The sequence below is a fragment of the Listeria marthii genome (assembly GCF_014227425.1).
GTDB lineage: Bacteria > Bacillota > Bacilli > Lactobacillales > Listeriaceae > Listeria > Listeria marthii.
In genome coordinates this window covers 202,893-222,249 of the sequence record NZ_JAASWB010000002.1, presented here as the reverse complement: position 1 = coordinate 222,249, position 19,357 = coordinate 202,893, and the positions used below count along the sequence as shown (strand labels likewise).

Annotated in this window: 19 protein-coding genes and 1 riboswitch; of the genes, 12 read left to right on the top strand and 7 right to left on the bottom strand. The window is 37.8% G+C overall.

All coding sequences use genetic code 11. The annotated features are described in order from the left end of the window. Window positions 1-89 precede the first annotated feature (89 nt). From HCJ55_RS03855 to HCJ55_RS03835, 5 genes are all read left to right on the top strand, one after another. Window positions 90-515 (top strand): MarR family winged helix-turn-helix transcriptional regulator, encoded by a 426-nt coding sequence (locus HCJ55_RS03855; protein WP_003732440.1) that lies wholly within the window; start codon window positions 90-92, stop codon window positions 513-515. A 52-nt stretch (window positions 516-567) separates the two neighbouring features. Continuing rightward, window positions 568-1,929 carry an MATE family efflux transporter gene (locus HCJ55_RS03850; RefSeq protein WP_185503750.1) on the top strand — a complete coding sequence of 454 codons (1,362 nt, stop codon included), beginning with the start codon at window positions 568-570 and terminating at the stop codon, window positions 1,927-1,929. Between the two features lie 79 nt (window positions 1,930-2,008). Continuing rightward, window positions 2,009-2,113, top strand: a riboswitch (yybP-ykoY riboswitch). Window positions 2,114-2,210: 97 nt separating this feature from the next. Then, window positions 2,211-2,978: a MeeY/MeeF family manganese export membrane protein gene (locus tag HCJ55_RS03845; RefSeq protein WP_008947373.1), complete on the top strand. Its 768-nt coding sequence runs from the start codon at window positions 2,211-2,213 to the stop codon at window positions 2,976-2,978. A gap of 102 nt (window positions 2,979-3,080) precedes the next feature. Further along, on the top strand, window positions 3,081-3,848 hold the full coding sequence (locus HCJ55_RS03840) for a MeeY/MeeF family manganese export membrane protein (RefSeq protein WP_185403236.1): 768 nt from the start codon (window positions 3,081-3,083) through the stop codon (window positions 3,846-3,848). Between the two features lie 43 nt (window positions 3,849-3,891). Continuing rightward, entirely contained in the window at window positions 3,892-5,226 is a 1,335-nt protein-coding gene (locus HCJ55_RS03835; RefSeq protein WP_185502663.1) for a TrkH family potassium uptake protein, read from the top strand. Between the two features lie 85 nt (window positions 5,227-5,311). Here HCJ55_RS03835 and HCJ55_RS03830 read toward each other — a convergent pair whose 3' ends face one another. Then, a complete protein-coding gene (locus HCJ55_RS03830; RefSeq protein WP_008947376.1) occupies window positions 5,312-5,680 on the bottom strand; it encodes a DUF4064 domain-containing protein in 369 nt (122 codons plus the stop codon). 29 nt (window positions 5,681-5,709) lie between these two features. Further along, window positions 5,710-6,741: an acyltransferase family protein gene (locus HCJ55_RS03825; protein WP_185503749.1), complete on the bottom strand. Its 1,032-nt coding sequence runs from the start codon at window positions 6,739-6,741 to the stop codon at window positions 5,710-5,712. 186 nt (window positions 6,742-6,927) lie between these two features. On the opposite strand from HCJ55_RS03825, the gene HCJ55_RS03820 reads away from it, so the two are divergent. Continuing rightward, window positions 6,928-7,407: a methylated-DNA--[protein]-cysteine S-methyltransferase gene (locus HCJ55_RS03820; protein WP_008947378.1), complete on the top strand. Its 480-nt coding sequence runs from the start codon at window positions 6,928-6,930 to the stop codon at window positions 7,405-7,407. Window positions 7,408-7,423: 16 nt separating this feature from the next. Here HCJ55_RS03820 and HCJ55_RS03815 read toward each other — a convergent pair whose 3' ends face one another. Both HCJ55_RS03815 and HCJ55_RS03810 read right to left on the bottom strand, forming a co-directional pair. Continuing rightward, a complete protein-coding gene (locus HCJ55_RS03815; protein ID WP_185517362.1) occupies window positions 7,424-9,601 on the bottom strand; it encodes an ATP-dependent Clp protease ATP-binding subunit in 2,178 nt (725 codons plus the stop codon). 164 nt (window positions 9,602-9,765) lie between these two features. Further along, on the bottom strand, window positions 9,766-10,377 hold the full coding sequence (locus HCJ55_RS03810) for a CPBP family intramembrane glutamic endopeptidase (RefSeq protein ID WP_185502535.1): 612 nt from the start codon (window positions 10,375-10,377) through the stop codon (window positions 9,766-9,768). 145 nt (window positions 10,378-10,522) lie between these two features. Here HCJ55_RS03810 and HCJ55_RS03805 point away from each other — a divergent pair, with 145 nt between their 5' ends. Continuing rightward, complete coding sequence (locus tag HCJ55_RS03805) at window positions 10,523-11,302, top strand: DUF422 domain-containing protein (protein ID WP_185480169.1); 780 nt, start codon at window positions 10,523-10,525, stop codon at window positions 11,300-11,302. Here the strand turns inward: HCJ55_RS03805 and HCJ55_RS03800 are convergent, their stop codons facing one another. Beyond that, a complete protein-coding gene (locus HCJ55_RS03800; RefSeq protein ID WP_185502536.1) occupies window positions 11,303-12,820 on the bottom strand; it encodes a phytoene desaturase family protein in 1,518 nt (505 codons plus the stop codon). It abuts the gene before it with no gap. A gap of 58 nt (window positions 12,821-12,878) precedes the next feature. Continuing rightward, the gene (locus tag HCJ55_RS03795) at window positions 12,879-13,148 is read right to left on the bottom strand and encodes a YkvS family protein (RefSeq protein WP_185391054.1); all 270 of its coding nucleotides are present in this window, start codon (window positions 13,146-13,148) and stop codon (window positions 12,879-12,881) included. 308 nt (window positions 13,149-13,456) lie between these two features. Here HCJ55_RS03795 and HCJ55_RS03790 point away from each other — a divergent pair, with 308 nt between their 5' ends. The 4 genes from HCJ55_RS03790 (at window position 13,457) to HCJ55_RS03775 (ending at window position 17,460) form a co-directional block, all read left to right on the top strand. Beyond that, window positions 13,457-13,723 (top strand): phosphocarrier protein HPr, encoded by a 267-nt coding sequence (locus HCJ55_RS03790; protein ID WP_003719221.1) that lies wholly within the window; start codon window positions 13,457-13,459, stop codon window positions 13,721-13,723. Beyond that, window positions 13,723-15,441 (top strand): phosphoenolpyruvate--protein phosphotransferase, encoded by a 1,719-nt coding sequence (gene ptsP / locus HCJ55_RS03785; protein ID WP_185502537.1) that lies wholly within the window; start codon window positions 13,723-13,725, stop codon window positions 15,439-15,441. Before HCJ55_RS03790 ends, ptsP begins: the two co-directional genes overlap by 1 nt. A 111-nt stretch (window positions 15,442-15,552) precedes the next feature. Beyond that, entirely contained in the window at window positions 15,553-16,587 is a 1,035-nt protein-coding gene (locus HCJ55_RS03780; RefSeq protein ID WP_185502538.1) for a YdcF family protein, read from the top strand. A gap of 12 nt (window positions 16,588-16,599) precedes the next feature. Beyond that, complete coding sequence (locus HCJ55_RS03775) at window positions 16,600-17,460, top strand: NAD(P)-dependent oxidoreductase (protein WP_185517360.1); 861 nt, start codon at window positions 16,600-16,602, stop codon at window positions 17,458-17,460. A 32-nt stretch (window positions 17,461-17,492) separates the two neighbouring features. On the opposite strand, the gene HCJ55_RS03770 is transcribed toward HCJ55_RS03775, so the two are convergent. Further along, complete coding sequence (locus tag HCJ55_RS03770; RefSeq protein WP_008947387.1) at window positions 17,493-18,638, bottom strand: aminotransferase class I/II-fold pyridoxal phosphate-dependent enzyme; 1,146 nt, start codon at window positions 18,636-18,638, stop codon at window positions 17,493-17,495. Between the two features lie 218 nt (window positions 18,639-18,856). Between HCJ55_RS03770 and HCJ55_RS03765 the strand changes: the two genes are divergently transcribed. Then, the gene (locus HCJ55_RS03765) at window positions 18,857-19,078 is read left to right on the top strand and encodes a hypothetical protein (RefSeq protein ID WP_008947388.1); all 222 of its coding nucleotides are present in this window, start codon (window positions 18,857-18,859) and stop codon (window positions 19,076-19,078) included. The last annotated feature ends 279 nt before the right edge of the window (window positions 19,079-19,357 follow it).

Here is a 19,357-nt window from a genome sequence, read left to right as displayed (position 1 = left end):
TATTTTCGCAAATAGGTTGTTTTTTTCTTGACAATTTTTCGAAACGCGCTATAATTAGTTAGAATTCTAATTAATAAGGAGGAATACTCGTGAGAAGAGAGAAGACGATGGATACGCTAATTCGTTCGATTATGATTAAATCCAAACGGAAAATGGACGCCAAAGTAGCTCAATTTGGGTTGACAACACAACAAGCTAGAGTTCTTGGGTTTTTAAATGATAATGCGGCAAATGAAATTATCCAGAAAGATCTTCAGCGAATTTTCCAAACACGCGGTGCCAGTATTACTAGCTTGATTCAAGGACTCGAGAAAAAGAACTTAATTTCGCGCAAGCCAAGCCTTCGAGACGGCAGAGAAAAAGTGGTTACTTTAACTGAGGAAGGCAAGCAGATTGTGGACGAATTTAATGCTTCTTTTCCGCGTGAAGACGATAAAGCGAAGAAAATTCTTTCCGCTGATGAGTATAAAACCTTTATTGATTTACTTAGCAAGATTGATGATAATACCGAATAAAAAAATTTAACTATATAGTTAGAATTCTAACTAATTTCGAGGGGGAAATAAAATGAAACACTCAGATAATTATTATTTAACTAAAGCGAGCATTCCTAAGGCGATAGCGCACTTATCGATTCCAATGATGCTCGGAATGTCGGTTGGGGTGATTTATAATATCGTCAATGCGTTCTTTATTGGTTTACTGCATGATACGTCGATGTTGACTGCTGTAACACTCGGTTTACCAATGTTTACGATTTTAATGGCGATTGGGAATATGTTTGGTGTTGGCGGTGGGACGTATATTTCTCGCTTGCTTGGGAAAGAGGAGGGAACAAAGGCAAAGCAAGTATCGGCCTTTGTGTTATACGGAAGTTTAGTGTTAGGAATTATCTGCGCGATTTTGCTTGGCTTTTTGATCAATCCAGTTACTCATTTTCTAGGGGCCGATGCAACGAGCTTTTTACACACGAAAAATTATACGCTGGCGCTTTTGATTTGTAGTCCGTTTATTATTGCGAATTTTGCTTTAGAGCAAGTGGTTCGGGCTGAGGGAGCTTCGCGGGTTTCTATGAATGGGATGCTGATTGGTACGCTTGTCAATTTAGTATTTGATCCATTGCTTATTTTGTATTTTGATTTTAATGTAGTAGGGGCAGCAGTTTCGGTCGGTTTGGCAAGTTTGTTTTCGCTGATTTACTACGCTTGGTATTTAGAGAAGAAAAGTGATTATTTATCGATTCGTTTTAAATGGTTTAAAGCGACAAAAGAAATCGTTCAAAATGTGTTTAAAATTGGTGTTTCAGAGTTGCTCTTATCGTTATTCCTCATTGTGACAACACTCGTTTTAAATCATTATTCAATGATTTACGGGGAAGGAGTAGTTGCGGGTTTTGGCGTGGCGCTTCGGGTGGTGCAGCTCCCTGAATTTATTTGTATGGGACTTTACATGGGGATTATTCCGCTGTTAGCTTATAATTACGGTTCGGGTAATATTGCGCGGTTTGAAAAAGCAATACGGGCTACTGCCATTAGTATCGGGCTTATTGTGCTCTTACTTTCGAGTCTGGTATTCATCTTCCGTTTCCAAGTGATGCATTTATTTAGTGACAATCAAAGTGTGATAACGCTTGGTGTGCATATTATGGTCGCTATGCTGATATCTTCCCTTTTCAGCGGATTTACTGGGCTGTTTACGAGTACGTTTCAAGCGATTGGGAAAGCTATTCCAGCGACGATTATGTCTGTTTCACAAGGGATTATTTTTATCCCGGTGATTATTTTAGGACAACATTATTTCGGCTTGATGGGCGTGATTTGGTCGTTAACAACAACGGAAGTGCTTACATGTATAATCGGTGTGACACTATTCACAATCCACAATATTAAAATAGCTAGTAGCGCAAAAACGAAAGACTTAGCCGTTTAAAAAGTTTGTGAGAAAAATTAGTTGACGAGAAGTTCTATATTATGGTATTATTCTCTAGGTAATCATATATCGTTCTTTGACAAATGTCAGAGGGGAGTAGCGCTGGTTAGTTTTTTAATCAGGATAAAGTCGTCATTACATGATAGAGATATCATCGGTTTTATCACATTTAACTTTAAATGTTAGCGAGACCTTTGCCTTTACGGGCAGGTCTCGCTTTTTTGTTTCTTCAAAATAGGAGATCTTTGACATTTTAATAGAACAAAGGAGGAAAAGAATTAGTGGATACAGCAATGATTTTAGAGTACGGTTGGGTGTTACTTGTCCTAATCGGTCTTGAAGGGATTTTGGCAGCAGATAATGCAGTCGTTATGGCCGTTATGGTCAAGCATCTCCCTGATAAACAACAGAAAAAAGCGTTATTTTACGGATTAATGGGTGCCTTTGTTTTCCGTTTTGGCGCATTATTCTTAATTTCCTTTTTGGCAAACGTTTGGCAAGTTCAAGCGCTTGGTGCCGCATATTTACTTTATATTGCTATTAGTCATATTTGGAAACATGCAAAAGGAAAAGACGGAGAAAAAGAGAAAAAGGAAAAAGCTGGCTCTGGTTTTTGGATGACCGTTCTAAAAGTAGAGATTGCAGATATAGCATTTGCGATTGATTCCATGCTTGCGGCCGTTGCACTTGCGATCACACTTCCAGAAACTGGTTGGGGTCACATTGGCGGTATTGATACAGGGCAATTCACGATTATGTTCTTAGGTGGACTTGTTGGCCTAATTATTATCCGTTTTGCAGCAACTCAATTTGTTAAATTACTAAAAAGCTATCCAAGTCTCGAAACAGCCGCATTTTTAATTGTTGGTTGGGTAGGCGTGAAGCTCGTAATTTATACATTAGCACATCCAAGTCTTGGGGTAATTCCACATAGCTTCCCTGAGTCAACGCTTTGGAAATTAATTTTCTGGGGTGTGATGATTCTTATTATTCTATGGGGATGGTTCGTTTCCTATCGTAGTAAGAAAAAAGCTGAAATAACTAAATAAGTTTTAACTAGCCAGAAGTGCATTATTGTACTTCTGGTTTTACATACAACCAGATGCTGAAATCACAATTTTATGATAGAGTAGAAGGATGGTGAATGAGGAATGGATGTTTCTATTTGGGGCGAATATGCGTTAGTTTTTCTTGTTTTAGTAGTATTAGAAGGAATTCTTTCCGCAGACAACGCCGTAGTTATGGCAGTAATTGTTAAAGGTTTACCGCACGATAAACAACGAAAAGCCTTATTTTATGGCTTAGTTGGCGCGTTTGTTTTCCGTTTTGTTGCACTATTTTTAATTTCATTTTTAGTAAAAATATGGGAAATACAAGCCATTGGCGCGGTTTACTTATTGTATTTAGCCATCAAGCACATGTGGCGCCTTAAAAAAGGTAAGCAAGAAGAAGTCAAAGAAACATCCGAAACGAAAGCTACGTCCTTTTGGGGTGTAGTTGCGCGTGTTGAATTGACGGATATCGCTTTTGCGCTGGATTCGATGTTAGCAGCAGCAGCACTTGTGGTTACTTTGCCAGATTTAGGGAATTTTGATATTGGGGGAATGAACGGTGGGCAATTTATCGTTATGTTCCTTGGTGGAATCGCAGGACTTGTCGTTATTCGTTTTGCGGCCACACAAGTAGTTAAATTATTAGAGCGTTACCCTACACTTGAAACAGCAGCGTTTTTAATTGTTGGTTGGGTAGGTGTGAAAATGGCGGTTCTAACGCTAGCACATCCATCTGTAGCAATTATTCCAGAAGATTTTCCGGATTCAGCCGTTTGGAAGCTGACTTTCTGGTCAGTTATGATAATAATAGGTTTGGGTGGTTATATCATTGCGAGAAAAAAAGAGAAGAAAACCAAAAGAGTTTGAATATGATCAGGAAGTAAAATTACGCAGAAGATTAAAGCTTGTTTTGGCACGTATGACGCCAGTTCAAGTCATTATTGCGTATTATTTTCTGGCGGTTACGATTTCGACCATCGTTCTAAGTTTGCCGTTTACTTTACAAAAAGGGGTAAAGGTATCGTTTATTGATACACTTTTTACGGCAGCGAGTTCGGTGAGTGTGACAGGATTAACCACAGTTGATGTTAGTCAGACCTATAGTACGGCCGGAATTTGGGTATTAATGGCGATTTTCCAAATTGGCGGACTTGGTGTCATGATGATTAGTACCTTTTTCTACTTAATTTTGAAAAGACGGATTGGCTTAAAGCAGCGCCAATTAATTATGACGGATACGAATCAGTTTACTATGAGTGGTATGGTGCGGATGCTCCGTGAGATTCTCGTTTTAATTTTCGGTATTGAGTTAATTGGGGCGTTGATTTTAGGGATTTACTTTATTCCGCTATATCCAAATTTTTGGGACGCGATGTTCCAAGGGCTATATAACTCAGTGTCGCTGGTTACGAATGCGGGTGTTGATATTACCGGCAAGTCATTAATGCCATTTGCGAATGATTATTTCGTTCAATTTATTTCAATTTTGTTAATCATTGCTGGGGCGATTGGCTTCCCGGTACTGCTTGAGACACGTCGATTTTTATTTGAGAAAAATACATTGATTCCGTTTCGTTTTTCTTTGTTTGTCAAAGTGACGACGCTGACCTACTTTGTTCTTTTAATTGGCGGTGGGCTGCTGATTTGGTTGTTTGAATATCAGCATTTCTTTAGTGGACAAAGTTGGGACTTCGGTTTCTTTAATTCGATGTTCTTATCGGCAACATCACGAAGCGCGGGACTGCAAACGATTGATAGTGGCGCATTATCGGTATCGACGTTGTTACTTGTTTCTTTCCTCATGTTTATCGGGGCTTCACCAAGTTCTGTTGGGGGCGGGATACGAACGACGACATTTGCGATTACGATTTTGTTTATCTATTCGGTTGTTCGTGGTCGAAAACATGTCTATATTTTTGGGCGGGAACTGCATCAGGAAGATGTGCGGAAATCGCTTGCTGTCACATTAGTAGCAGGATTCGTAAGTATTTCTTCCATTGTTATTTTAATGCAAACGGAGACCGCCTCGCTCATTGCTGTTATTTTTGAAGTGTTCTCGGCATTTGGTACGACGGGGCTTTCGGTAGGTTTGACACCAGACTTATCCACACCAGGTAAATTAATTATTATTATATTAATGTTTATCGGTCGGGTAGGAATTATGTATTCCATGCTTAGCCTGCGAAATAAAAACCAACCTAAAAACGCGATTCGTTTACCAAAAGAGAAAATTATTACCGGTTAAATACAAAAAGTCATTCTGCTAACGGCGGAATGGCTTTTTTAGTGCATTAAAAACCCCTTGATCAAAGCGACCAAGAGGTTACTAATTAATAATTTGATTTTGGAACTGGTCTTCTGAAAATCCCCATTAAACCAGTTAAAGTGATTAAGATACCTGATACAATCCAAGCAGTTCCGATAACGAAGAAAAGTACGATACCGATAATAACTAAGATAACACCCCAACCACGTGGCGCTGATTTGATTAAAAGGGAAGCAATTAAAGCAACAACGGATGCTATTAATGTAATCCATCCAAGGTTTTCTAATTCATTTCCCAGTTCACCTGGTAAATAAGTAAACGTCTGTATATAATCTGTGACGGAATCTCCATAGTTAATAATCCAAAAGCCAACTAAAATCCCAATGATAGAGCCAATTAATCCGATGATAATTTCTGGTTTTCTTGAACCCATAGTAAAACCTCCTTTTTCTAGCTATACGTTTAATAACTTTCCCGTTTTACTAAGCGGCTAAACACATCCCGCAGCATCGATACCCTAAGTTCAATGACCGGCTGCACGACCGTTTTCACCAGTCGACTGGATAACAACGCCGTTAAAGCAAAGGTAATGAGAAATAGTAGTAAAAATGTAGACGGATTATATTGAAAGTCAGTCTGGCCACCTTCACGAAAGAATTTAATAAAGAAGCCATGTAACAAATAAACATATAACGTATTTTTACCCCATTTAGTGAAAAATAACCTCTTTCTAGGAATAAAACTGAAAAAAGCAGCAATCGAACCAAAACTGATCAAATATACAAGTGCGCGAATAAATAGACCGAGCGACTTCACTTCAACAAAGTTTGCATAAGGTTTGGACCCTAAAAACCATTTATCATTTAAATTAGGGTGTAATGTGATGAATGTCAGAAGTAAAACAATGAAAATCCCTCCAAGAATAGAGGCGAAATGTGTTTTTAGGAAATAAAAATGTTCTTTCTTTAAAAAATAGCCCACTAAGAAAAATGGGAAAAAGACGAGCGTCCGCGATAAACTCAAATAACCACCAATAATATCAAAATACCCAGCGACTAATCCAATAAAAAGCGCAAGACTCACAGATTTCCACGGCTTGATTTTTGAAAACACAAATAACATCACATTCCAGAAAAATAAGCTCAGTAAAAACCAAAGCGACCATTCTGGATCTAAAAGTTTGATGGAAAGATTATCCTTACTTAAAAGAAAATAATAAAAAACACTATAAATTAGTTGGAAAAATACATAAGGTAAAATGAGTTTTTTCATCATCTTTTTTAAATAATCACGTTTACCAAAACTTTTGGCGAAAAAGCCAGATATGAGTACGAAAGCGGGCATATGAAATGTGTAAATATAGATATAAAGAACACGGATACCGGCATAATCCGCGATAAATGTTTGGAGAAAATGGCCAAATACGACTAAGAAAATCAAAATGAATTTGGCGTTATCGAAATAGCTTTCCCGCTTTACGGCGGTTTGTTCCATAAAAAAACAGTCCTTTCTATTCTATGTTGAAATAGCTTCTATATAGTTTACCCTAGATTCTGTAACGGTTACCCAACAGTTGCGTAACAAAAAGTATCAAATATTAATAGGCGATGACACAGGTTTGCGAATTTTCAGGGGACGTGCTATCTTTAGAACAATAAATAAACGGGGGGCAACGAAGGTATGCTAAAACAAATAAATGCATCACCAGTTGGGGAACTATTTATAACGATTGAAGATAAATGGATTACGAGTATTTCGTATGATAAGCCGGATAATTGGGAAGAGCTGATTGGAACGGCGACTGAACAAGAACTTTTTCAGCAATTAATCATGCAACTGGCCACTTATTTTGAGGGAACAAGAGAAGTTTTTGAATTACCGGTGTTACTAAAAGGGACCGATTTTCAAAAACGAGTCTGGCAAGCTTTGAGTGAGATTCCGTATGGCGTGGTCGTCAGTTACAAGGATATTGCGATTGCGGCGGGAAGCCCTAAAGCAGTTCAAGCAGTGGGGCAAGCCAATCGCGCTAATCCAATTCCACTACTTATTCCTTGTCACAGGTGCGTGAAAAGTAACGGGGAACTGGGCGGATATAACGGAGCAGATGTAGATAAAAAGCAATATTTACTTGCATTAGAAAAAGGCTTGAGTTTAAATTAACTCAAGCCTTTTTTATTTACGCTGTTACTTGTTCTGTGATGATGATTTCTTTGTCATCATTTAGTGTTGCTGTTAGGTTTTTCGCTTCTGGTTGATCAATTAAACTGTCGGCAATAGCATCTTCTAAATGCTCTTGGATAGTCCGGCGCAGTGGTCTTGCTCCGAATTTAGGATCATAACCAAGTTCAATCAACTGTTCTTTTACTTCTTTGGAAACATCGATTGTTACGCCTTCTTGGGCAAGCATAGCATTTAAGTCAACGAGCATTAAATCGATAATTTGTACTAAGTCGTCTTTTTCAAGTGATTTAAATTCAATCACGCTATCAAGACGGTTCAAGAATTCAGGTTTGAAGTATGCCCCTAATTTGGCAAGGATATCTGAACCTTTTTCCAGTTTTGTGTCAGTAGCTGTGTTAAAGCCAACGGAAGCTTCTGTTTCTGTTGCGCCAGCATTACTTGTCATAATAATAACTGTGTCTTTAAAGCTTACTGTGCGTCCTTGTGAGTCCGTTAAACGACCATCTTCTAAAATTTGTAGGAACATATGCTGAACATCTGGGTGTGCTTTTTCGATTTCGTCTAAAAGGATGATGCTATACGGGTTGCGACGTACTTTTTCTGTTAATTGCCCTGCTTCCTCGTGACCAACATAGCCTGGAGGAGAACCGATTAATTTAGAGACGCTGTGTTTTTCCATGAATTCACTCATATCTAAACGAATCATCGCATCACTAGTACCGAACAATTCACGTGCAAGTGTGCGCCCAAGTTCTGTTTTACCGACACCAGTTGGTCCAACAAATAGGAAGGAACCAATTGGCCGATTTTTGGATTTGAGGCCGACACGGCTACGACGAATCGCTTTCGCTACTTTTTTCACGGCGTCTTCTTGACCAATAACTTTACCTGTTAAATTGCTTTCTAGGTTTTTCATTTTGGATTGTTCGTCTTCTTGTAAACGTCCTACTGGAATACCTGTTTTTTCTTCAATAATCGCTTGGATGTCTGATGCTTGAATGACAGGGCGTTCTGAGAAGGAATTGCTTGTTTTATTTTCTTCTAGGCGTGTAATTTCGTCACGAACTTTCGCTGCTTTTTCGTAGTCTTCCATTTGAAGAGCTTGATTTTTTTCGTCTTCTAAACGAGCAACACGTTCACTTACAGTATTTTCATCCAATTTTTCAATAGCTAGATTGTATTTGGAACCAACTTCATCCATTAAATCAATTGCTTTATCTGGCAAATGACGGTCTTGGATATAGCGGGAGCTTAATTCAACTGCTGCTGTCAAAGCTTCAGGTGAGTAAACAACTTCATGGAAATCCTCATATTTTGGTTTTAAGCCATTTAAAATAGTTAGCGTTTCTTTCGTAGATGGTTCATTCACTGTTACTGGTTGGAAACGACGCTCAAGTGCAGCATCTTTTTCGATCGTGCGGTATTCTTTTAGCGTTGTTGCACCAATCATTTGTAAGTCGCCACGAGCTAGCGCTGGTTTTAAAATGTTGCCGGCATCCATTGAACCTTCTGCGGAACCAGCACCAACGATAGTATGCACTTCATCAATAAAGAGAATGGTATTTTTACGTTCTTGAAGCTCTTTAATTAGTTGTTTCATGCGTTCTTCAAATTGACCACGGATACCTGTGCCAGAAACGAGGGAAGCGACATCAAGTAAAATAACTTCTTTGTTCATAAGTTTGCTTGGAACATTTCCTGCGACAATTGCATTTGCGAGTCCTTCGACAACGGCTGTTTTACCAACACCTGGCTCACCGATAAGAACAGGGTTATTTTTGCTCCGGCGATTCAAAATTTCAATTACGCGTTTAATTTCTTTGTCCCGACCAATGACAGGATCTAATTGATCATTTTTCGCCATATCGGTTAAGTTTGTCCCAAATTCGTCGAGTAAACCATTTCCGCCACCATTCGTTTGTGTTTGTACTTGTGGGTTTGCTTGGCTTCTTTGTTCACGGTTTGATTGGTTTGCAGCAGCGCCACTTAGTTGACGGAAAATATCGTCGAACGGGGAACCGCCAGCACCTGGAAACTCATTTGCTCCAAAATTTGCTTGGTTTCTAACTTCTGCATAACAAGAGGCACAAAGCGGCATTTCTACACGCTTGCCATTAATATTCATATATAGTTGGATTGTTGCTTGATTTTGATTACATTTTTCACAGTTCATCATTAATTTCCTCCTTTTAAAAATGAGAAATGAAAGGTCTTGACTTTGACTATATTTGACCTTATGAATATATTATATACTGACCTATTTTGACTTTCAAGTATTTTGCTTTAAATTTTTTGCGAAAAAAACACCCCTATAAAAGGAGTGTTTCTGTGTTGTTTTTAGTAAATTGGTAGTGCCGCGAGTAGTAAAAAGGCAAAGGTTAAATGCGACATATACAACATAAGGAGGCTTGGACGATACGAATACATAATGTTCCACGCGAGCGAAGCGACAAAAATACCTATAATAGCCGCGAAATTACCACTTGGAAGCATCATCACCATACAAAGTAACGCACCAAATATGTTCGAAAACCACGGATTAAAATAATGGTTTAATCGTTTTAATACAAAGCCACGCCAGAAAATTTCTTCACCAGGGATAATAGCGACAACTAGCAGCAACCAAATTACCCAAGAATGCGTCGAATACTTATTAAAAGCAGCTTCTACAGAATTATCTAGACCGCCCGGCATTACTTTAAGAATAAAGGCGCCTATGTAAAAAATAATATAAAGGACAATTCCGGAAAATATCCCTGGTAAAATGCCTTTAACGAACGAAAATTCCTTTTTTAAATCATCATTAAAAATCACAAAACTAAGTAAAAATAACATTCCAGCCCCATATAGATACCAAAAAACACGAGGGAACTGATAGGTTAATATAACAAGTAGGGCGCATAAAATGAGTCCCAGTACAAGTTTATAATCGATCTTGATGCTCTTCAAAATACTTTACACCTCTTCTTAACAATTACTTCTCATACTACTTTAAAACAAATGAAATCGTTTGGCAACAATTAAACAAAAGATAAGATAAAAGTTGTGCAATTTAATAAATCCTATATAATTAAAAAATAGGAGTGGTTCATAGATGTTAGAAAAAAACTACAAATTTTTACTTTGGATTTATATATTCTGGTTTTTAGGCAGTGTATTGCTTGTTTCCTTGCATGTTATTCCACCAGAGCTGACGGCAGTTCAATCGTTATTTTTAGTATTTACTGGTGTTTTTGCGGCTGTTTTCTTTATTATGCAATATGGTAAATGGCTTGGATCGGCAATTACTTTGCTCATTTTTGTTGTGAGTACTTGTATCGAATGGATGCAATTAAGTTATACGGATGAATATATTGGATCTGCGCTGGGCGGAAGCGTCTACGGGATTCCGGTAACAATGGGCTTTATCTGGGTCGGAATGGTTGCTGGTACGCATATTATCGCTCGTGAAATTACGCTGAAAATAAATATTGACTGGATTCGTGGTGGGATTTATTCCTTTATCGCTGCAACGATGGTGATGATATTTGAAGTGTTAATCGAGCCAATCACGATGCAATCCAAACAACTTTACATTACCCAAAATGGATTCACGATATTACAGCTATCTGATTTTGTTAATTGGTGGTTATTAGGTCTTATTTTACATTTAATGATTTACTTTATTTTGAGTTTGACGGACAGTTGGGGACGCCTCAAATATCCAGATTTAAAATCAGAAATTGTTATTGTTTATTGGATTATCATCGCCTTTTTCGTATTTTTGTCGTTTTATCTTGATTTATGGACATCGATTGCGATTATCATTGTTTCCAATATTATTTTCACGGCTTGTTATTTTTTCAGCCTGGAAAAAGAAAAGAAATCCGAATGATTACTCGGATTTCTTTTCTTTTTGTAAAAATTTCTGTGTAGCGATTTGGGCATTCTCGATAATAAAAGGAAGGGAGCTACCCGACATTGCGCCAGCACCAATCACAAATAAGTTTTTGAAATTAGGCGATTTTTTGGAAGGATGCAAGAAGCCATGTTGGCGCCATAGATGTTGCAAACCAAAGATAGCACCGTATTTAACATGGTATTTCTTTTCCCAGTCTGTAGGTGTAATAATATATTCTTCTTCAATATAGTCTTCTAAATCTGGCACATCTAAACGCTCTTTTACAGTATCTAAAATTAATTTTCGAAAAGCAGGTGTTTCTTTTTGCCAATCGATATTACTCGTATTATTCGGTACAGGTACCATAAGTCGAATGCTAGAATGGTTGATTGGTGCCATCGTATTGTCCGTCGCAGAGGGATTTGTCAAATGAATCGATAAATCTTGCGACAAAATTTTCTTATGCATCGTATTATTCGCAAATTCACGATAATTGGTTGGGAAAATAATCGATTGATGTGAAAAAGGCAAGATTGTCTTTAAACCAAGATAAATAATAAAAGCCGAAGAGGAATATTCTTTCGTTTCCAATTTGCTTGGCTGTTCATTTGTTAAGGAATATATAAAATCTAAATTGGTGAAATAATAGTCTGCTTCAATTGTTTTACCATTGGCAAGCGCTGCACTGGTAATATCTTTGCCGTTTGATTCGAACTCAGTTACTTCGGAATTAAAGAAGAACTTTCCTTTGTTTTCCGTCACTACTTGCTGCATCGCTTCGACAATTTTATTTTGCCCGCCGATTGGATGGAAGGTGCCGTAGTAGTATTCTGAAAAAGGGATAATGCTATAAGCAGCTGGGATATCCCACGGTGACATGCCTAAGTAGCGCATTTGTAATGAAAAAGCGAGACGAAGGTTTCTACTATTAAAATATCGCGCTAAATCATCCATTAAAGACCTGCCAAGCGTCAAACTAGGAATAGCACGCAAAGTCGTTGGGCGGAAAAAATCAAACAACGAACTATAATTAAATTGGTTAAGCGGGGAAACATAGAGCATTTTTTTCGTATTTTCTTTCATAAAACGTTCAAAACCATCTTCTTCTCCAGGGAAATAGGTTTTAATCACGGCTTTTGTTTCAGCATGATCACTATAAAGCGGAAAAGTAATATCTTTAAAATAAAGCGTATGTATTGGATTAATTGGTAAAAGGGAAACATAGTCCAAAATATTTCGATTACAGTCCATAAATAGAGAAGTCAGAATATGCGTCATCGTGAGCGCGGAAGGACCGACATCAAATGAGTATTTGCCCATTTTGTGTAGCGCAGTTCTGCCACCAATGCGATCATTTTTTTCATAGATGTTTACTTGATACCCGAGCTGACTTAGTAGCATCCCAGCAGCCAAGCCACCTGGCCCAGCTCCAATAATGGCGATTTTCTTTTTACTCTCCAAATTAAAACGCTCCTTTTCCCGTTTTTCTACATATAAAAAACGCAAAAACATAAAGCATTATCACTCGGAAATGCTTTATTTTTGCGCACTTAAAAAACTATTTTGTTTGTTATTCTTCGGTTTCTTCTTCGTCTTCTTCCACAGAATGAATAATTTGGTAATTTTTGTGGTTTACAACGGTTTTTTCTTCAATACCTAAATCTTTAAAATTTTCCATATAAGTTAAGTCGACGATAACGGAATTTTCATTGAGCTTCTCAACGATTCCTGTTAAGCCATCCTTAAATTCAATAATGTCTCCAACATGTGCTTTTGCCATTGTTATCACTCCTTCAATTTTCGGTGTTGCCACTATCTTGCTGAAAAAGAATGTATGCATTTTTGAACCTTCCTTAAATTTTGCACTAAAAACCCATTAAAATCAACTATAAGCCATTAAAAAGTGTATTTTAAATAAAAAAGGAATCATTTTAGTAATAAATTTATAGAAAACGCTCCCTTTTCTCTAGCTTACAAAGTAGGAAACAGGGCAGACTGCAAAAAAATATTCTAAAAAATTTTTAATCAAATAGTTGTAACAATAGGTAAAACATGGTACTCTTTTTAATTGAGGGATAGTCTTTTTTGTCGAAATTTTTTCGGCTTAAAAGGTTACAACAAATTTCTTTACAAAGGAGAATGTAAATTATGGAACAAGCAAGTTTTGTAGTAATCGATGAAACAGGAATTCACGCACGCCCAGCAACTCTATTGGTGCAGGCTGCAAGTAAATACAGCTCTGACGTTCAAATTGAATACACTGGTAAAAAAGTAAACCTTAAATCAATCATGGGCGTTATGTCTTTAGGTATTGGTAAAGGCGCTGACATCACTATCTACACTGAAGGTAGCGATGAAAAAGAAGCAATCGAAGGACTTACTGAAGTTCTTAAGAAAGAAGGATTGGCTGAATAATGGCTAAAGAGTTGAAAGGTATCGCAGCATCTGATGGGATTGCCATTGCGAAAGCTTATCTGCTCGTTGAACCTGATCTTTCCTATGAAAAAACAGAAGTTACGGATGTTGAAAGTGAAGTAAAACGTTTTGAAAGCGCGTTAGAAGTTTCTAGAAAAGAACTTTCAATGATCCGTGAGAAAGCTGCTAAAGACTTAGGCGAAGATAAGGCTCAAATTTTTGATGCGCATCTTCTAGTTTTAAATGATCCTGAATTAACAGGACCAATCGAAGAAAGCATTAAAAACGCTAAAACGAATGCAGAAACAGCTTTACAAGAAACGACAGACATGTTTATTGGTATGTTTGAATCTATGGACAACGAATACATGCGTGAACGTGCAGCGGATATTAAAGATGTACGTAAACGTGTTCTTTCTCACTTACTAGGTGTGACTATTCCTAATCCAGCTTTAATTGATGAGGAAGTAGTTGTTGTTGCAGCTGATTTAACGCCTTCTGATACCGCACAACTTAACCGTAACTTTGTTAAAGGTTTCGTAACGGATATTGGTGGACGTACTTCTCACTCCGCTATTATGGCGCGCTCTCTTGAAATTCCAGCAGTAGTTGGAACAAAAGAAGTTACTGCTAGCGTAGCGAAAAATGATATTGTTATTATTGATGGTTTGGAAGGTAATGTTATCATCCACCCAACAGAAGAACAAATCGCTCACTATGAAAAAATTAAATCTGATTTTGCTTTACAACAAGCAGAATGGGATAAACTTAAAAACGAAAAAACCGTTTCTAAAGACGGCGTTCACGTGGAGCTTGCAGCAAACATCGGAACTCCGAATGATTTAGAAGGTGTTATTTCTAACGGCGGGGAAGCAGTTGGACTTTATCGTACAGAATTCTTGTACATGGGTCGCGACAATTTCCCAACAGAAGAAGAGCAATTTGAAGCGTATAAAGCAGTAGTATCCGGAATGGACGGAAAATCTGTGGTTGTTCGTACATTAGATATCGGTGGCGATAAAACGTTACCATACCTAGAACTTCCTGAAGAAATGAACCCATTCTTAGGATTCCGTGCAATTCGTCTTTGCTTTGCGAATGAAGAATTATTCCGTACACAACTTCGCGCGTTACTTCGTGCAAGTGTATATGGTAACTTAAAAATTATGTTCCCGATGATTGCAACAGTAAATGAATTCCGTCAAGCACGTGATATTTTACTAGACGAAAAAGCGAAACTAAAAGCTGCTGGAACAGAAGTATCTGATTCCATCGAACTTGGAATTATGATCGAAATTCCTGCTGCTGCAGTTTTAGCTGATCAATTTGCAAAAGAAGTTGATTTCTTCTCTATCGGAACAAATGACTTAATTCAGTATACAATGGCTGCTGACCGTATGAACGAACGCGTTTCTTACCTTTACCAACCATACAATCCATCCATTTTACGTTTAGTTAAAATGGTAATTGACGCTTCTCATAAAGAGGGCAAATGGACTGGTATGTGCGGGGAAATGGCTGGAGATCAAACGGCTGTACCACTTCTTTTAGGCTTAGGCTTAGATGAATTTTCAATGAGTGCTTCAAGCATTCTTAAATCTCGTTCGCTAATCAAACGTTTAGATAAATCTGAAATGGTGAAATTAGCGGAAGAAGCTTTAAACAAATCTACAGCAGAAGAAGTTGTAGAATTAGTTGAAAAATATACTGCAGAGTAATCTCTGATTGAAGACCTAGACATTTTTCGTGTCTAGGTCTTTTTATGTTGTGAAATAGTAAGAGCCCAAGTATAATTGGGAGGACAGTTAGTTTTAAAGGGGGCAACAAGGTTGGTTATCTACATATTAGCAGGCTTTTTTCTGCTACTTTTCATTGTTTTGTCGATTATAGATAGACGGCGAATTAGCAATGGGATTGTTTTGACAATGGCGCTATTTTTTTCAGTGCTTTCGGTCGTTTACGCTACTTTTTCAAAAGGGAATGAACTACTTGTTTCGATTATGGGGACGGTATTACTTTTATTAGTATTGCTTATTCCGTTTTTTGTTATTGGGATAGCAACGATGCTCATTGTCAATGGGCGATTAATGTTAAAACGAGAAGGGCGCAAGTTAGCAAATATGCTGCCTTTAATTATTGGTTTAGGAATTTTAGCGTTTATTATTACGTGGTTTGTTAGTATTTTAAAAACAGGTAGTCCGATTCTTGGGATTGCGGTTGTCTTTATCGTGGCATTAGTTGGTTACTTTTCGTTCTTATTTTTATCATTTCTTTTGTCTACGTTTCTCTACCAATTTAACTTTCCGAGGTATAATCAAGATTTCTTAATTGTGCTTGGAAGTGGCTTGATAGGAGGCGACAGAGTACCACCGCTGCTTGCTAGTCGACTGAATCGCGCAATCAAATTCTACAACAAGCAATATGCTAAAAAAGGCAAACGGGCGACTTTTATCGTTTCTGGTGGCCAAGGTGCTAATGAGACTATTTCTGAAGCTGAAGCGATGCGAGGGTATTTGATTGAACAAGGTATCGATGAAAATTTTATTATTATGGAAGATAAATCGGTGAATACGCTGCAAAATATGAAATTTTCAAAAGCGAAAATGGATGCGATTATGCCCAGTTATAATAGCTTATTTTCAACGAATAATTTTCATTTGTTTCGGGCGGGTATTTATGCAAGAAAAGCCGGTTTGAAGAGCCAGGGTATTGGTGCAAAAACGGCTTTATACTATATGCCTAATGCGTTAATTCGAGAATTTATTGCGATTACTGTGATGTATAAGAAAGTGCATTTGATTTTACTTGGTTTATTACTATTGTTTTTTGCATTGTTAGCGATTATTGGTGTTACTTTTAGTTAGGAGGCTGAAATGATGGAGAAAATTGGATTTGTTGGTACAGGTGTGATGGGTGCAAGCATGGCGGGGCATTTGTTAGATGCTGGTTATGACGTATTTGTTTATACGCGCACGAAAGCGAAAGCGGAAGGCTTATTAAGTAAAGGAGCACATTGGGAAGAAACGCCGGGTGCGCTTGCAAGTAAAGTGGACGTGTTAATTTCGATGGTCGGTTATCCACAAGATGTAGAAGCTTTATATTTAGGCGAAAATGGCTTTTTAGACAATCTAGCTGCTGGATCTGTCGCGGTGGATATGACGACTTCTTCCCCAGCACTAGCGAAAAAAATGGCAGAAGTTGCTCTCGAAAAAGAAATCGGTATGCTTGATGCTCCGGTTTCTGGAGGAGATATTGGCGCGAAAAATGGCACATTAGCTATTATGGTTGGTGGAGCAGAAGAGACATTTCTTAAAGTGAAACCAATCTTTGAAATCCTTGGAAGCAGTGTAGTATTACAAGGAGCAGCTGGAGCAGGGCAGCACACTAAAATGGTCAACCAAATTGCTATTGCCTCCAATATGATTGGCGTAACTGAAGCCATCATTTATGCGGAAACGGCAGGACTTAATCCGTCGCGCGTCCTTGAGTCAATTTCTGGAGGAGCAGCGGGAAGTTGGTCGCTTTCTAATTTGATTCCACGTGTTTTAAAAGATGATTTTTCACCAGGATTTTTTATTAAACACTTTATTAAAGATATGGGCATCGCGATTACCGAAGCGAAACAAATGGGACTTGATTTGCCAGGACTTCTTTTAGCAGAAAAAATGTACCAAACTTTAGCAGAACGAGGTTTAAGCGGAGAAGGAACCCAAGCTTTAATTAAATATTACCGTTAAAAAAATAGCCCAACCAAGTGGTTGGGCTATTTTTATTTTTCTAGAAAAGCAGCCATTCGGTCTAATGCCTCTGCTAAATTATTAAAAGAAGTAGCATAAGAGAGGCGGAAATAACGGTCGCCTTTTTCTGAAAAAGCATTGCCGGGAACGACAGCTACTTTGGCTTCTTCTGCTAGTTTAATGGCCCAGTCAAAGGAATTTTCTTGGATTGTATCTGGCAACTTAACAAAGAAGTAAAACGCACCGTCCGGCGGAATAACAGTAAATCCCATTTTTTCTAAACGGTCTTGTGTGAAATTGGCTCTTGTTTTATATTCAGTACGCATTTGGAACGCATCATCTTTTCCATTTGTAAGTGCTTCTAATGCAGCTTTTTGGGAAATCGAGCTAGCGCAGGTAACGGAATATTGATGGATTTTTAACATTTCAGTTGTGAGACTTTCTGGAGCAAGCAAGAAGCCTATCCGCCAGCCGATCATCGCATGAGACTTAGATAAGCCATTGATAACAATTGTTTGTTCTTTCAACATTGGCGCGATGCTCACGTGCTCTTCGTGATAGGTTAGTTCACTATAAATTTCATCAGCAATCACGAAAATTCCCGTATCTTTTAAAACTTCTGCCAAGGCTGCGAGTTCGTCTTTAGTTAAAGTTACACCTGTTGGATTGGAAGGATACGGTATAATCAAAGCTTTCGTTTTAGGCGTAATATGCGCACGTAATTGTTCCGGCGTTAATTTGAAATTTGTTTCGGTCGTATCGACTTTGATTGGCTGTGCTTTATTCAAAGTGATAAGTGGTTCATAGCCAGGATAGATTGGGTCAGGTAAAATAACTTCGTCGCCTGGTTCTAAAATTGTTTGTAGGGCAACTGAAATAGCTTCCGTAGCGCCTACTGTGACGATTATTTCTTTATTTGTGTAACTTAGGTCATATTTTTCATGAAAGTAGGTAGAGGCGGCTTCTAGCAATTCTGGCATACCTGCGTTTGGTGTGTAGTTGGTAAAATTTTCTTCAATCGCTTTAATGGCTGCTTGTTTGACATGTTCAGGTGTTGGAAAGTCAGGTTCGCCAAGTGTTAAGCGAATCATATCGGGAATGCCCGTTACCCGTGTATTAAAAGTTCTGATACCACTTACTTGAATGTCGCGTAATTCCGGTCGAATTGATTTTGTCATTTTCGTCACCTTTCTTTATAAGAAAATCCCGTGAAAATCAGGTGGGAGTAAGCTTCGTAATTTCATTCCATTATAGCTCAAAAAGGAAGAAAAGCAAAATGTCTGAAAATATTACTAAAAACCCTTGCACTTTTATTTGGAATGCTATAAGATAGTTTTAATAATGATAATCATTTTCATTTAGAAATGATTTGTAAATGTGGAAGGGGCCGCCGGATATGACTAAACCAGGTAAATATGAAGCTCTCTTTTTTCCAACAAAAGATGGCTTGCTAAAAATACATGCTTATGGCTTTAATCCTTGTGGTTCATGGGGAGAAGTGTTTGCAACAATTGGTGATCAAACGATTTGTGTCAAAGGATTCAACCGCCATAAAACCATTGTGCGAGCTACGAAAATGATTATAAGCTCTACTGCTAATCGAAAAAATGAATTTTAATTATCAAAAGACTGTAAAAAAGATTATTTCCTTTTTACAGTCTTTTTTTGGATAAAACACACGTAAAATCCGCTAAATCGTGTCTTTCTGGTTAATTTAAAATAATTTCTTTTTCTGAATATTTCCAGAACCCTTGCGTTATACGTGCGGTTTGCGATAAAATTTGGTAGTATAGTGAAAGAAATAAGATATGGCGAAGAAACCAACTATGAGGAAATATGTAAAAAAGCATTGCCACGCGTGTACCACAGCAAGGTATGCCAATATTTGCACGTCAGA